Annotated in this window: 8 protein-coding genes and 1 tRNA gene; 8 read left to right on the forward strand and 1 reads right to left on the reverse strand. The window is 73.2% G+C overall.

Annotated elements, in window-relative coordinates:
- The first annotated feature begins 5 nt into the window (after nt 1-5).
- The 8 genes from CP982_RS23340 (at nt 6) to CP982_RS23375 (ending at nt 13841) form a co-directional block, all read left to right on the forward strand.
- Nucleotides 6-1523: a DUF7059 domain-containing protein gene (locus CP982_RS23340; RefSeq protein WP_372503520.1), complete on the forward strand. Its 1518-nt coding sequence runs from the start codon at nt 6-8 to the stop codon at nt 1521-1523.
- A 286-nt stretch (nt 1524-1809) separates the two neighbouring features.
- Nucleotides 1810-2007, forward strand: a complete 198-nt coding sequence (locus CP982_RS23345) for a hypothetical protein (RefSeq protein WP_144320182.1) — start codon at nt 1810-1812, stop codon at nt 2005-2007.
- Between the two features lie 374 nt (nt 2008-2381).
- On the forward strand, nt 2382-5210 hold the full coding sequence (topA, locus tag CP982_RS23350; protein ID WP_150512310.1) for a type I DNA topoisomerase: 2829 nt from the start codon (nt 2382-2384) through the stop codon (nt 5208-5210).
- Between the two features lie 186 nt (nt 5211-5396).
- Nucleotides 5397-8732, forward strand: a complete 3336-nt coding sequence (gene tmk / locus CP982_RS23355) for a dTMP kinase (RefSeq protein ID WP_150512311.1) — start codon at nt 5397-5399, stop codon at nt 8730-8732.
- 197 nt (nt 8733-8929) lie between these two features.
- Complete coding sequence (locus CP982_RS23360) at nt 8930-10135, forward strand: DNA polymerase III subunit delta' (RefSeq protein WP_150512312.1); 1206 nt, start codon at nt 8930-8932, stop codon at nt 10133-10135.
- A 177-nt stretch (nt 10136-10312) separates the two neighbouring features.
- Entirely contained in the window at nt 10313-11920 is a 1608-nt protein-coding gene (locus tag CP982_RS23365; RefSeq protein WP_150512313.1) for an alpha/beta hydrolase, read from the forward strand.
- Nucleotides 11921-12029: 109 nt separating this feature from the next.
- Nucleotides 12030-12106, forward strand: a tRNA-Thr gene (locus tag CP982_RS23370).
- Nucleotides 12107-12302: 196 nt separating this feature from the next.
- Nucleotides 12303-13841, forward strand: coding sequence for an AMP-binding protein (locus CP982_RS23375; RefSeq protein ID WP_229878965.1), 1539 nt, complete (start codon nt 12303-12305; stop codon nt 13839-13841).
- Between the two features lie 2 nt (nt 13842-13843).
- Here the strand turns inward: CP982_RS23375 and CP982_RS23380 are convergent, their stop codons facing one another.
- Nucleotides 13844-14533, reverse strand: a complete 690-nt coding sequence (locus CP982_RS23380) for a TetR/AcrR family transcriptional regulator (RefSeq protein WP_170316478.1) — start codon at nt 14531-14533, stop codon at nt 13844-13846.
- Nucleotides 14534-14600 lie beyond the last annotated feature (67 nt).

The raw sequence follows: 14600 nt of genomic DNA on the forward strand, positions 1-14600 counted from the left end.
ATGGCCTGCCTTTGTCTGAACGTTCCGATGTCACCGCCCGCCTCAGGGAGGCCCTCCTGGGGGCCGACTTCACCGCGGACGGACTCCTCGAACTCCTGGGGGCGTCCGCGTACGCCGCACTCGCGCGCAGCGAGACCGTGCCCGCGCTGCGGGCCACCCGGGGCGACGGCGACCTGGAGACGCTCGTACGGCTCTTCCTGTTGCAGCGCTCCGTGCCTCGCGCGCGCGTGGAGCGCGTGCTGCCCGTCGGCCCCCTCCTGGAGAGCGGTTGGCTCGCGGAGGACCGCGCGGCGGGCGAGGGCGGCGACCTCAAGGCCACCGTCGACGTACGCCCGTACGGAGGGCCCGACGGCGAGGACTGGTTCATCGTCTCTGACCTGGGGTGCGCGGTCGGCGGGGCCGGGGGCATCGGCAGCCGTGACGAAGGCGTGGTGCTCGGCGTCGGCGGCGCTTCCACGACGCTCGCCGGGGTCACCGTGCGCACACCCGTGGCCAGTGCCCTCGATGTCGGTACGGGCTCCGGCATCCAGGCCCTGCACGCCGCCCAGCACGCCACCCGCGTCACCGCGACCGACCTCAACCCCCGTGCCCTGCACATCACCCGGCTCACGCTCGCGCTCTCCGGGGCACCGGACGCGGACCTGCGGGAGGGCTCGCTGTACCAGCCGGTCGAGGGCGAGACGTACGACCTCATCGTGTCCAACCCGCCGTTCGTGATCTCGCCCGGCGCGCGGCTCACGTACCGCGACGGCGGCATGGGCGGGGACGATCTGTGCCGCTCGATCGTTCAGCAGGCGGGGGACATGTTGAACGAAGGGGGGTACGCGCACTTCCTCGCCAACTGGCAGCACGTGGAGGGCGAGGAGTGGACCGAGCGCGTCCGTTCCTGGGTGCCGCGTGGCTGTGACGCCTGGATCGTGCAGCGCGAGGTGCAGGACATCACGCAGTACGCGGAGTTGTGGCTGCGCGACGCCGGGGACCACCGCACCGATCCGGCGGAGTACGCGGCGCTGTACGACGCGTGGCTCGACGAGTTCGAGGCCCGCAAGGCCAAGGGCGTCGGCTTCGGCTGGATCACGCTGCGCAAGTCCGGGGCCGCCGAGCCGTCCGTGACCATCGAGGAGTGGCCGCACCCCGTCGAGCAGCCCCTCGGTGAGACGGTCCGGGCCCACTTCGCCCGCCAGGACTATCTGCGTGCCCACGACGACGCCGCGCTGCTCGCCGACCACTTCAAGCTCGCCGCCGACGTCGTGCAGGAGCAGGTCGGCATGCCCGGTGCCGAGGACCCGGAGCACGTCGTGCTGCGCCAGCACCGCGGCATGCGGCGGGCAACCCGCGTGGACACCGTGGGCGCGGGCTTCGCCGGCGTGTGTGACGGCACGCTCGGCGCCGGCCGCATCCTGGACGCCATCGCCCAGCTGATGGGCGAGGACCCGGTGGCGCTCCGGGACCGCACCCCGGCCCAGATCCGGCTCCTGGTGGAGCAGGGATTCCTGGAGCCGGTGGGGCAGCAGGGGCGGTAGGGACGGCCGTGGCGACCGGAGGCGCGTCTCGTGCGGGCTCCGGCCGGTCACGTACGCGGTGTGAGCGACTTCTGTACGCAACGTGACGAGTCCCTGTCACCACCGGGGGCCGATCCCCGTACCCACCCGGAGTCGGCCCTTCCGCGTATGGAACCGGCCATTGTCGTCCCGCCCCGCCGCCCCTCGTTCACCCGGATTTCGTGGTTCCGCCGCCTGGACGTGCCAGCGTCCGCAGCCGGGGCATCCCACAGATGTCACGTACGGGACTGCACGGGGAGGCCGGGCCATGGAGAGCGGACCAGCGATCTTCGCCGGGACGGTGTTCGCGCTGTTCGGCGCCGCGCTGCTGCTGTGGACCGGCACCCGGGTCGCCCATCGCGCCCCGGTGGCGCACGGGGTGCAGCAGACGGCCGCCGCGGCCCTGGCCACCTTGGCGGGCTGCGGCGCCCTGGCCCTGGCGGTGTGGTCCTTCACACGCATGTGAGGCCGGGCGGGCGGCGCGTCCGCCCCCGGCCGTCGGCCCGCTCCACGCATGCTCCTGCCCGGGACACGGGAGAGAGACCGCGGCAGGCCGTCGGCGAGCGCACAGCGCGACCACAACCACCGGGCGGTCGATGCGCGCCGGGCCCGGCCACCGTGCACGGTTCAAGGCCCCGCGGCCAGCCCAGGCGGCAGGAATGGCGGTAGTCGGGTTACCGTTCGAGTGGCCGTTGCGAGCTTTTCCCGTTTGACACGGGGGCGGGATGTACCGTCACACTCCGCAGCGACAGCGCAACCGCAAGCGCCGTCACGGCGACCCTTCAGGGGGCGCCGGGCACCGTACTGCCAACCGAGTGTCGACCGGAGAGAAGAGCGAAGTTGTCCCCGACCAGCGAGACCGCACAGGGCGGCCGCCGACTCGTCATCGTCGAGTCGCCTGCCAAGGCGAAGACGATCAAGGGCTACCTCGGCCCCGGCTACACCGTCGAGGCGAGCGTCGGGCACATCCGTGACCTTCCCAACGGCGCCGCCGAGGTCCCCGAGAAGTACACGGGCGAGGTGCGCCGCCTCGGCGTGGACGTCGAGCACGACTTCCAGCCCATTTACGTCGTCAACGCCGACAAGAAGGCCCAGGTCAAGAAGCTCAAGGACCTCCTCAAGGAGTCCGACGAACTCTTCCTCGCCACCGATGAGGACCGCGAGGGCGAAGCCATCGCGTGGCACCTCCTCGAGGTCCTGAAGCCCAAGGTGCCGGTCAAGCGCATGGTGTTCCACGAGATCACCAAGGACGCGATCCAGGGCGCCGTCCGCAACCCGCGCGAGCTCAACCAGCGCATGGTCGACGCCCAGGAGACCCGCCGCATCCTCGACCGCCTGTACGGCTACGAGGTCTCGCCGGTGCTCTGGAAGAAGGTCATGCCGCGGCTCTCGGCGGGCCGCGTGCAGTCCGTGGCGACCCGGCTCGTCGTCGAGCGCGAGCGCGAGCGCATCGCCTTCCGCTCCGCCGAGTACTGGGACCTGACGGGCACCTTCGGCACCGGCCGCGGCGGCGACGCGAGCGACCCCTCGCAGCTCGTGGCCCGCCTCACCACGGTCGACGGCAAGCGCGTCGCCCAGGGCCGCGACTTCGACTCCGTCGGGCAGCTCAAGAGCCAGAACACGCTCCACCTGGACGAGGCGAACGCCCGCGCGCTCGCCGCCGCCCTGGAGCAGACCGCGTTCTCGGTCCGCTCGGTCGAGTCCAAGCCGTACCGCCGCTCGCCGTACGCCCCGTTCCGTACGACGACGATGCAGCAGGAGGCCTCGCGCAAGCTCGGCTTCGGCGCGAAGGCCACCATGCAGGTGGCCCAGAAGCTGTACGAGAACGGCTTCATCACCTATATGCGTACGGACTCCACGACGCTGTCCGACACGGCGGTCACGGCGGCCCGCACGCAGGTCACGCAGCTGTACGGCAGCGACTACCTGCCGGACAAGCCGCGCACCTACGCCGGGAAGGTCAAGAACGCGCAGGAGGCGCACGAGGCGATCCGACCGTCGGGTGATCGTTTCCGCACGCCCGCCGAGACCGGTCTGACCGGCGATCAGTTCCGGCTCTACGAGCTGATCTGGAAGCGGACCGTCGCCTCCCAGATGAAGGACGCGACGGGCAACTCGGTCACCGTGAAGATCGGCGGCCGGGCCGCCGACGGCCGCGACGCCGAGTTCAGCGCGTCCGGCAAGACCATCACCTTCCACGGCTTCCTCAAGGCCTACGTAGAGGGCGCCGACGACCCGAACGCCGAGCTGGACGACCGCGAGCGCCGCCTTCCGCAGGTCTCCGAGGGCGACCCGCTGTCCGCCGACGACATGTCCGTCGACGGCCACGCCACCAAGCCCCCGGCCCGCTACACCGAGGCCTCCCTGGTCAAGGAGCTGGAAGAGCGCGAGATCGGCCGCCCGTCGACGTACGCGTCGATCATCGGCACGATCCTGGACCGCGGCTACGTCTTCAAGAAGGGCACGGCCTTGGTGCCGTCCTTCCTCTCCTTCGCCGTGGTGAACCTCCTGGAGAAGCACTTCGGGCGGCTCGTCGACTACGACTTCACCGCCCGCATGGAGGACGACCTCGACCGCATCGCGCGCGGCGAGGCCCAGGCCGTGCCGTGGCTGCGGCGCTTCTACTTCGGCGAGGGCGACGGCATCGGTACGAGCGGTGCCGCCGACGCCGGGAACGGCGACGGCGACCACCTCGGCGGCCTCAAGGAGCTCGTCACCGACCTGGGCGCGATCGACGCCCGCGAGGTGTCGTCCTTCCCCGTCGGCGACGACATCGTGCTGCGCGTCGGCCGCTACGGCCCCTACGTGGAGCGCGGTGAGAAGGACTCCGAGAACCATCAGCGCGCGGACGTCCCGGACGACCTGGCTCCGGACGAGCTGACGGTCGCGTACGCGGAGGAGCTGCTCGCCAAGCCGAGCGGTGACTTCCAGCTCGGCACGGACCCGGAGACGGGCCGCGAAATCATCGCCAAGGACGGCCGCTACGGCCCGTACGTCACCGAGGTGCTCCCCGAGGGCACTCCGAAGACCGGCAAGAACGCGGTCAAGCCGCGCACGGCCTCGCTCTTCAAGACGATGTCCCTGGACACGGTGACGCTCGCGGACGCGCTCAAGCTGATGTCGCTGCCGCGCGTCGTCGGCACCGACGCCGAGGGCGTCGAGATCACCGCCCAGAACGGCCGCTACGGCCCGTATCTGAAGAAGGGCACCGACTCGCGCTCCCTGGAGAGTGAGGACCAGCTCTTCACCATCACCCTCGACGAGGCCCTGGAGATCTACTCCAAGCCGAAGCAGCGCGGCCGCGCCGCCGCGAAGCCGCCGCTCAAGGAGCTCGGCGAGGACCCGGTCAGCGGCAAGCCCGTCGTCGTCAAGGACGGCCGCTTCGGCCCGTACGTGACGGACGGCGAGACCAACGCGACGCTGCGCGCGGCCGACTCCGTGGAGGACATCACCCCGGAGCGCGGCTTCGAGCTGCTCGCGGAGAAGCGGGCGAAGGGTCCCGCGAAGAAGACCGCCAAGAAGGCCGTGAAGAAGGCTCCCGCGAAGAAGACGGCGGCCAAGAAGACCGCCGCCAAGAAAACGACGGCAAAGAAGACGGCTGCCAAGAAGACGACGACTACGAAGAAGGCCGTCGCCAAGAAGACCGCCGCCGCGGAGACCACCGACTGACCGTCGGAGACCACCGACTGACCGTCGGCCCGCCGTAGGCCTGCTCCCGCGAGCCCCTGACCGTTCCCGGTCAGGGGCTCGCGTGGTTCCGAGCGCCCCGGCGGACCTCCGGTACTCCCCGCGGGCGACGCCCGTATGTTCGGGCGTCGCCGCTGTGAAGGCTCGGCCTCCAGATAGGCTGGACGGATGACGCGTGCCGAGCAGCCACCCGCCATGACCACGGTTCCCGACGATTCCCTGGCGGCGGATTCCCGCGAGCGCGCGGTGCGGGCCCTGTTGCGCGTACCGCAGCTGAAGCGGTTGTGGAGCGCGCACCTCGTCGGGAGCGTCGGTGACGCCCTGGCGCTGCTCGTCCTCGTCGTCCTCGGGCTCCAGGCGGCCATCGCCGAAGGGTCCTTCGGCGGCGGCTACCGCGGCGTGTCGATCGCCGTGACCGCCGTCTTCGGAGCCCGCGTCCTCGCGACGCTGCTCTTCGGGGCGGTCCTGCTCGGCCCGCTCACCACCCTCACCTCGCCGGACGGGCCCCTGGACCGTCGCTGGACCATGATCGGCGCCGACGGCGTGCGCGCCGCGCTCCTCGTCTGCGCGCCCCTGTGGATCGTCTGGACACCGGCCAACGCGCTCGCGCTGCTCCTGGTCACCTCCTTCGTCGTCGGCGTCAGCGAGCGCTTCTGGACGGTCGCCCGCGAGAGCGCCGCGCCCGCGCTGCTGCCCAACCCGCCGCCGGAGGGCGCCGCCGTGCGCCCGCTGCCCGACCACCTGGACGCGCTGCGGCGCCTTTCGCTGCGCACGGGGTTCGTGGCGCTGCCCCTGGCCGCCGTCGTCCTCGTCGCGGTCGGTCTCGTCAGCAACCTGCTCGGCTCGGGCGTCGACTGGTTCGAGCGGCACCAGGTCGGGCTCGCCTCGTTCGTCGCCGCCGGGCTCTTCGCCGCGTCCGCCTCGGTCGTGTACGCCATCCGGCTGCCCGGCACGCAGACGCCGCGCCCGCGCAGCCCCCTGGAGGGCCTGCGCAGGCCCCGTACCGGAACCGGCACCGACAAGGGCCGTACCGGCGCGATCCCGCTGCTCGTCGCCGCCTGCACCGCCGTCGCCGGAGCGGTCGCCGCGGCCGTCGCGGTCACCGTGCTGCACGCCAAGGACCTCCAGGGCGGGCCGGTCACGTACGGCCTGTTCGTCTTCGCGCTGACCGGTGGCACGGTCGCCGGCATCCGTCTCGCGCCCGCGCTGCTGCCCTCGCTGTCGCGCCGCCGCCTTTTCGCCCTCGCCATCGCCGTGACCGGTGTCGCCCTCCTCGCCGCCGGCCTCGTGCCGGACCTGACGAGCGTGCTGCTGATCCTGCTGCTCGCGGGCGTGGCGGCGGGCGTCGCCGCGAACACCGGGCACGCGCTCCTCGACCAGGAGGTCGAGGACTACCGCAGGGCCCGCACCACCGAGCACCTCCAGGCGGCCGTACGCCTCTTCGTGGCGCTCGCCGTACTGGTGGCGCCGCTGCTGGCCGCGGTCATCGGGCCGCACCGGATGGTCAACGGCAAGTTCGTGTTCGACCACGGGGGCGCCTCCTTCACGCTGATGCTGGTCGGCGCGCTGCTCCTGCCGGTGGCCGCGCTCGTCCTCGCCAAGGCCGACGACCGGCAGGGCGTGCCGCTGCGCCACGACCTGCGGGACGCGCTGCGCGGCGGCGACGACCCGGTGCAGACGCCCGCCGACTCCGGCTTCTTCATCGCCCTGGAGGGCGGCGACGGCGCCGGGAAGTCCACCCAGGCCGAGGCGCTCGCCGACTGGATCCGGGCCAAGGGCCACGAGGTCGTCGTCACGCGTGAGCCGGGCGCCACGCCCGTCGGCAAGCGGCTGCGGTCGATCCTGCTCGACGTGTCGTCGGCCGGTCTCTCGCACCGTGCCGAGGCGCTGCTGTACGCCGCCGACCGCGCGGAGCACGTCGACACCGTCGTACGGCCCGCCCTCGCGCGCGGGGCCGTGGTGATCTCCGACCGGTACATCGACTCGTCCGTCGCGTACCAGGGCGCGGGCCGCGACCTGTCGCCCACCGAGGTGGCCCGCATCAACCGCTGGGCCACGGGCGGCCTCGTCCCGCATCTGACGGTCCTGCTCGACGTGGCGCCCGAGGCTGCGCGCGAGCGCTTCACCGAGGCGCCCGACCGCCTGGAGTCGGAGCCCGCCGAGTTCCACGCGCGCGTGCGGTCCGGCTTCCTCACCCTCGCCGCCGCCGACCCCGGGCGCTACCTGGTCGTGGACGCGGCCCAGGAGCCGGAGGCCGTCACGACGGTCATCCGGCACCGGCTCGACGTCGTACTGCCGCTCTCCGAAGCCGAGATCAAGGCCCAGGAAGAGGCCCGTCGCAAGGCCGAGGAGGAGGCCCGGCGCCGCGCCGAGGAGGAGGCGGCCCGCAAGGCCGAGGAGGAGCGCAAGGAGCGCGAGCGCCAGGAGCAGCTCGCCAAGCTGCGCGCCGAGGAAGAGGAGCGCAAGCGGCGCGAGCTGGAGGAGGCCCAGCGCCGCGAGGCCGAGCGCCAGGCGGAGGAGGCCCGGCAGCGCGCCGAGGAGGCCCGCCGCAAGGCCGAGGAGGAGGCCAAGCGCCGCGCCGAGGAAGAGGCGGCCCGCAAGGCCGAGGAGGAAGCGCGGCGGCGCGCCGAGGAAGAGGCCCGGCGCAAGGCCGAGGAAGAGGCCCGGCTGCGTGCCGAGGCGGAGGCCCGGCGCCTGGAGAAGCAGCGCAAGGCGGAGGAGGCGCTGCGGCGGGCGGAGGAGGCCCGGCGCCTTGCGGAGGCGGCTGCCTCCGCGGCGGCGTCCGCGGCGGTGACGGGCTCGGCCGCGGAGGCGCCGCCGGCTCCGGCCCGTGCTCCGGCCTCGGCTTCGGCTTCGCCTGAGCCGCCCGCGCGTCCTGCCCAGGCGCCGAAGCTGGACAAGCGGTCGTCTTCGGGCGCGCGGCCCTCGTCGGCCGAGCAGCCTTCTTCGGCCCGACAGTCCTCGTCGGCCGGACAGCCCGCCTCGGCCGAGTCCGACAGGCCGACCTCGCCCGACAACGAGACCACCGTGGCGACGCCGGTCGTCGACCCGAAGGCGCTGGGCGCCGCCGACGAGACGGCGAAGCTGCCGCAGGCCACGCAGGGCGCGGTACCGGGCTCCGCCGACGAGACCACCGTGCTTCCGCAGGTGAGTGTGGACGGAGCGGCGGATGAGACGACGGTCCTTCCGGCACTGCGGGACGACGCGGCCGTACCGGACAGCGCGCCTGTACGCGACGACGCGCCCGTACGGGACGACGTGGCGGACCGGGTCCCGCCCGGCTACTTCCGCGACGAGCGCGCCCATGCCGACGCGCGGGACGACCTCGGCCCGAACGACCGCACGCGCGAGCTGCCGCAGGTCGACGAGAACGGCACCCCGCGCCGTCAGCGCTCCGAGTGGGCGGAGGAGACGCCGATGGACGACCTGCCGTCGCTCGCCGACGAACTCCTCGGGTCGCACGAGGACGAGCCGGAGGAGCGGGGCAGGCGGCGCCGCCGCTGACTGCGGGGCCGCTGACCGGGCGGCCGCGCAAAGGCCCAGGTCAACGAGTGCGCGGCCGGGGTTGTCAGTGCCGTGCCCCACAATGAGTTCCGACAGCGCGACGTGCCTGACGTGCCTGGTGACGGTCACGCACGTGGTGAAGGAGGCGCGCGTACGACGGTGACGTGTGCGCGAAGGCAAGGCGAAGGCGGTGACCCATGCCGGTATGGGACGACCTGGTGGGCCAGGAGAAGGTGAGCGTCCAGCTCGCGGCCGCCGCACGTGACGCCGATGCCTTGGTCACCGCCGCCGACACCGGCGTTCCCGTGCCCGAGTCGTCGAAGATGACGCACGCCTGGCTGTTCACGGGCCCGCCCGGCTCCGGCCGGGCCGACACCGCCCGCGCCTTCGCCGCGGCCCTGCAGTGCGTGAGCCCGGACCGCGCGCTCGGGGGCGAGCCCGGCTGCGGCTTCTGCGACGGCTGCCACACGAGCCTGATCGGCACGCACGCGGACGTGGAGGTGGTCCGCACCGACCTCCTCTCCATCGGCGTCAAGGAGACCCGCGAGCTGGTCCGCCGCGCCCAGCTCTCGCCCGCCGTGGGCCGCTGGCAGGTCATCGTCCTGGAGGACGCCGACCGCCTCACCGAGGGCGCGGGGAACGTCCTGCTGAAGGCCGTGGAGGAGCCCGCCCCCCGCACCGTGTGGCTGCTGTGCGCGCCCTCCCTTGAGGACGTGCTGCCCACCATCCGCTCCCGCTGCCGCCACCTGACGCTGCGTACGCCGTCGGTGGAGGCGGTCGCCGACATGCTCGTGCGCCGCGACGGCATCGAGCCGACGGCCGCCGCGGCCGCCGCCCGTGCCACCCAGGGGCACATCGACCGGGCCCGCAGCCTCGCGACGGACGAGCGCGCGCGGCAGCGCCGGGCCGCCGTGCTGAAGCTGCCGCTGCGCGTCGAGGACATCGGCGGTTGTCTGCGGGCCGCGCAGGAGCTGATCGACACGGCCGCCGAGGAGGCCAAGCAGGTCGCCGAGGACGTCGACGTCAAGGAGACCGAGGACCTGAAGGCGGCGCTCGGCGCGGCGCAGGGCGGCCGGATGCCGCGCGGCACGGCGGGTGCGATGAAGGAGCTGGAGGACAAGCAGAAGCGCCGCAGGACCCGTACGCAGCGCGACAGCCTCGACCTGGCCCTGGTCGACCTGACCGGGTTCTATCGGGACGTCCTCGCGCTCCAGTTGGGCTCCCGCGTGCCGCTCGCCAACACGGAGGTGCAGGACATGCTGGAGCGCATGGCGCGCGGCACCTCTCCGGAGTCCACGCTGCGCCGCATCGAGGCGATCGGCGCCTGCCGCACGGCCCTTGACCGCAATGTGGCGCCGCTGCTCGCGGTGGAGGCGATGACGGTGGCGCTGCGGGCGGGGTGACCGGCGCGGACCGCTGAGGCCGCGCAGCCTCCGGGCCCCCAAGCTTCCGGGGCCGCCCAAGCCTCCGAGACCGCCCACCCTCCGAGTCCGCCCACCCTCCGAGGCCCCCGAGCCTCCGAGGTCACCCAAAAGGGCACGCATGGTGATCGTGCGACACCGGAGCGTTACTCTCGCGTGATGGGAACCACCAGCCGCGCCCGACGCCCCCGTCCCCAAGGTCGCCCCGGGACGCCCCGCCTCCGCCGGGGAGTCCTCGCGCTGCTGGCCGCCGCGCTGCTCATCCCGGGCTGCTCGTCGGACGGTTCGGGCGATCCCACGGCGAACGTCGCCCTGGCCGCGCTGCCCCGTGCCACGCCGAAGCAGCTGGCGCCGTACTACGACCAGAAGCCGCGCTGGCGCGCCTGCGGGGTGCCCGACTTCGAGTGCGCGACGCTGCGCGTGCCGCGCGACTACGCCGCCCCGGGCGCGGGCGACCTGCGCCTCGCCGTGTCCCGCAAGCGGGCGACGGGCAAGGCCGCCGACCGTCTGGGCTCGCTCCTGGTCAACCCGGGCGGACCCGGCGGCTCCGCGATCGACTACCTCCAGTCGTACGCGGCGCTCGGCTACCCCGACAAGGTCCGCGCCCGCTACGACATGGTGGCGGTCGACCCGCGCGGCGTGGCCCGCAGCGAGCCCGTCACGTGTCTGAACGACCGCCAGATGGACACGTACACGCAGACGGACGTGACACCCGACGACGCGGCCGAGACGACCCGCCTCACCACGTCCTACCGGAAGTTCACGGCGGGCTGCGAACAGCGGGCGGGCGGCCTCCTGAAGCACGTCTCCACGGTCGAGGCGGCCCGGGACATGGACGTCGTGCGCGCCGCCCTGGGCGACGGCAAGCTGACGTACGTGGGGGCGTCGTACGGCACGTTCCTCGGCGCGACGTACGCCGGGCTCTTCCCCGACCGGGTGGGCCGCCTCGTCCTGGACGGCGCGATGGACCCCTCCCTCTCGGCCCGCCGGATGAACGAGGACCAGACGGCGGGCTTCGAGACGGCCTTCCAGTCGTTCGCGAAGGACTGCGTGCGCAGCGCGGGCTGCCCCCTCGGCCGCAAGAGCCCCGCGGACGCGGGCCGCCGCCTGAAGGCCTTCTTCGCGGACCTGGACCGCTCCCCGATCCCCGCGGGCGACCCGGGCCCGGCGGGCGGCCGCGCGCTCGGCGAGGCGCTCGCCACCACGGGCGTGATCGCCGCGATGTACGACGAGTCGGCGTGGCCCCAGCTGCGCGACGCCCTGGACGCGGCGATGCGCGACCGCGACGGCTCGGCCCTGCTCGCCCTCTCCGACAGCTACTACGAGCGCGACGGCGACGGCGCGTACTCGAACCTGATGTACGCCAACGCCGCCGTGAACTGCCTGGACCTCCCGCCGTCCTTCGGCTCCCCCGACGACGTGAAGGCCGCGCTCCCCGCCTTCAGGAAGGCCTCGCCCGTCTTCGGCGAGGGCCTCGCGTGGTCGGCCCTGAACTGCGCGTACTGGCCCGTGAAGGCTACGGGCGAACCCCACCGCATCGAGGCGAAGGGTGCCGCCCCCATCCTCGTCGCCGGCACCACCCGCGACCCCGCCACCCCCTACCGCTGGGCCAAGGCCCTCGCCGCCCAGCTCTCCTCGGGCCGCCTCCTCACCTACGAGGGCGACGGCCACACGGCGTACGGCCGCGGCAGCCGCTGCGTCGACGACACGATCAACACCTACCTCCTGCAGGGCCGCGCCCCCCGCACCGCCAAGCGCTGCGCGTAACCCCAGCTCACACCCCTCCACCCGCCCGCCCGGAGGGGTGTACGGAGCACCCCCGGAAACTGTGTAGACTTGCTGACGTTGCTGATCGCACCATAGGTGCGGGACGCGCGCCGCCTTAGCTCAGATGGCCAGAGCAACGCACTCGTAATGCGTAGGTCTCGGGTTCGAATCCCGAAGGCGGCTCCACTGGAACCCCAGGTCGTGTAGGTCACGATCTGGGGTTCTTTTGTGTTTGCGCCTCCGTGGGGGGCGGGTGTGTACCGCATGGGTGCCGTGCGTGGGGCTGTGTGTAGTGGACAGATCCGGGTGGGGATCCGTGTGGTGGGGCGTTATGTACGGGGGTGGCCGGGGTCTGCCTACGATGCGCCGACCAAGGAGAGGGGTGGGGCGGGTGGAGGGGGCGGTCGTCGGGTTCGGGGGTGTGGCCGCGGCGTGGCCGGAGCGGGTCGCGTTGGTGGAGGCCGATGGCGGGGTGATGACGTACGGGGAGCTGGAGCGGCGGGTGCATCGGCTCAGCCGGGCGCTCGCGCGGCTCGGGGTGCGGCCGGGGGAGTGTGTCGCCGCGATGCTGCCCAATGGGCGGGCCTTCTTCGAACTGCGGCTTGCCACCGGGCAGTCGGGGCTGTACTTCACGCCGTTCAGCCATCACTTCACCGCGCCCGAGGTCGAGCATGTGGTGGTGGACAGTGGGGCTCGGGTCGTGGTGGTGGACGTCGAGTTGGTCGGTGTCGCCGGGGCCGCGCTCGACGCGGCGGGGGTGCCGCGTGAGCGGCGGGTCGTGTGGGGAGGATCGGCGCCGGGCTGGGTGGCGTACGAGGAGCTGCTCGCCGCCGAGCCCGCCACGCCTCCGGCCGAGCGGCGCGCGGGTGGCGTGATGCTCTACACCTCCGGTACGACGGGGCGGCCCAAGGCCGTCCGCAGGCAGTTGTCGTCGGCGCTGCCCGGGCCGAGCCCGTACGAGCTGGACTTCATGGCGCGGTGCGGCGTCGGCCCCGGGCCGTTCACGCAGCTGTGCGCGGCGCCGCTGTACCACGCGGCGCCGGGCCTGTTCGCGAACATGGCGCTCCAGCTCGGCCACACCGTCGTTCTCGCGGAGCGTCCGCGCACCGAGGACTGGCTGCGCCTCGTCGACCAGCACGCCGTCGACTTCCTGTTCACCGTGCCCACCGTCCTGCACCGGCTGCTGCGGCTGCCCGCCGAGGTCCGCGAGCGGTACGACACGTCGAGCCTGCGCGCCGTCGTGCACGGGGCCGCGCCCTGCCCCGAGGACGTGAAGCGGCGCGCTATCGACTGGTTCGGTCCCGTGCTGTACGAGTTCTACGCGGCCACGGAGGGCGGGGTGACCGCTGTGGACAGCGCGGGCTGGCTGGCCAGGCCCGGCACGGTCGGCCTTCCGATGGCCGACGTCGGCATCCGCGTCCTCGACGAGGACGGGCGGCCGCTGCCCGCGGGGGAGACGGGCGGCGTCTACTTCCGGCCGGTGGTTCCGTTCGCGTACCACCAGGACCCGGACAAGACCCGGCGGTCCATGCGGGAGGGGTACTTCACGGCGGGCGACCACGGATACCTGGACGCCGACGGCTGGCTCTATCTGCGCGACCGGCGCACCGACCTCATCGTCTCCGGGGGCGTGAACGTGTACCCGGCCGAGGTCGAGGCCGTGCTGCTCGCGCACCCCGAGGTCGCCGACGCGGCCGTCGTGGGCGTGCCGGACGAGGAGTGGGGGCAGCGCGTCGGGGCCGTCGTGCGCCCCGAGGCGGGTGTGGACGCGTCCGACGGGCTCGTGGAGCGGCTCGTCGCGCACTGCCGGGGCGCGCTCGCGGGGTTCAAGGTGCCGCGGGTGATCGAGGTGCGGGCGGAGGTGCCCCGGTCGGAGGCCGGGAAGGTGCTGCGGCGCGAGGTTCGTATCAACCGCAGCTGAGGTCATAGGCCGGATCCGTTCAACCACGCGGTGATGTCCGCGAGTTCGTCGCGGTACAGGCGTTCCGGGTCCGTGATCTGGGGGCGGAGCAGGCCGTCGATCTCCAGGGTGACCAGGCCGTGCAGTCGGCCCCACAGGCGCAGGGAGCGGGCGAGCACCGCGGGGGTGAGGGCCGGGAAGGCGGCGCGCGCCACCTCCGTGAAGGCCGGGTCGAAGTCCCCCCAGGAGTAGGGGGACGCGGTGTCGGCCGCGCCCTCGGTCGTCGCGATCTCCACGATGCCCAGGCACAGTTCGTACTCGGCCTCGGTGCTGTCCCGTGTCTGCGCGTGCGGGCTGCGGCCGCTGAAGAGCAGCCGGAACTCCTGCGGGTGGGCGAGGGCCCACGCGCGGTAGGCGAGCCCGTGCGCGAGGGCGCGCCCGGCGGGCTCCCGCGCGCCCTCGCGGGCCGTGCGCAGATGCGCGGCGAGCGCGCGGTACGCGTCGGCGGCCAGCGCCGCGAGGAGGGCCTCGCGGGTGTCGAAGTAGCTGTAGAAGGTGCCGGGCGCCATGCCCATGTCCCGGGCGATCCCCCGCAGTGCGACGGCGTCGGTACCGCCCTCCACCAGGTGTTTCAGCGCGGTGGCCTTGATCTCGGCGGTGGTCTGGGCACGGTGGCGCGCGCGTCTGCTGGCGCCTTCCTTCGGGCTGGTCATGAGCACCATGGTACGGCGGACAAAGATTGAACACTGTTTGGAGTTTGGCCGGTGTTCGGCATACGGT

Source organism: Streptomyces spectabilis (genome assembly GCF_008704795.1).
Classification (GTDB): domain Bacteria; phylum Actinomycetota; class Actinomycetes; order Streptomycetales; family Streptomycetaceae; genus Streptomyces; species Streptomyces spectabilis.

Coding starts and splice junctions, on each gene's coding strand:
- CP982_RS23345 (WP_144320182.1), top strand. CDS start 1,810: ATGGAGAGCGGACCAGCGATCTTCGCCGGGACGGTGTTCGCGCTGTTC.
- tmk (WP_150512311.1), top strand. CDS start 5,397: ATGACGCGTGCCGAGCAGCCACCCGCCATGACCACGGTTCCCGACGAT.
- CP982_RS23360 (WP_150512312.1), top strand. CDS start 8,930: ATGCCGGTATGGGACGACCTGGTGGGCCAGGAGAAGGTGAGCGTCCAG.
- CP982_RS23365 (WP_150512313.1), top strand. CDS start 10,313: ATGGGAACCACCAGCCGCGCCCGACGCCCCCGTCCCCAAGGTCGCCCC.
- CP982_RS23380 (WP_170316478.1), bottom strand. CDS start 14,533: ATGACCAGCCCGAAGGAAGGCGCCAGCAGACGCGCGCGCCACCGTGCC.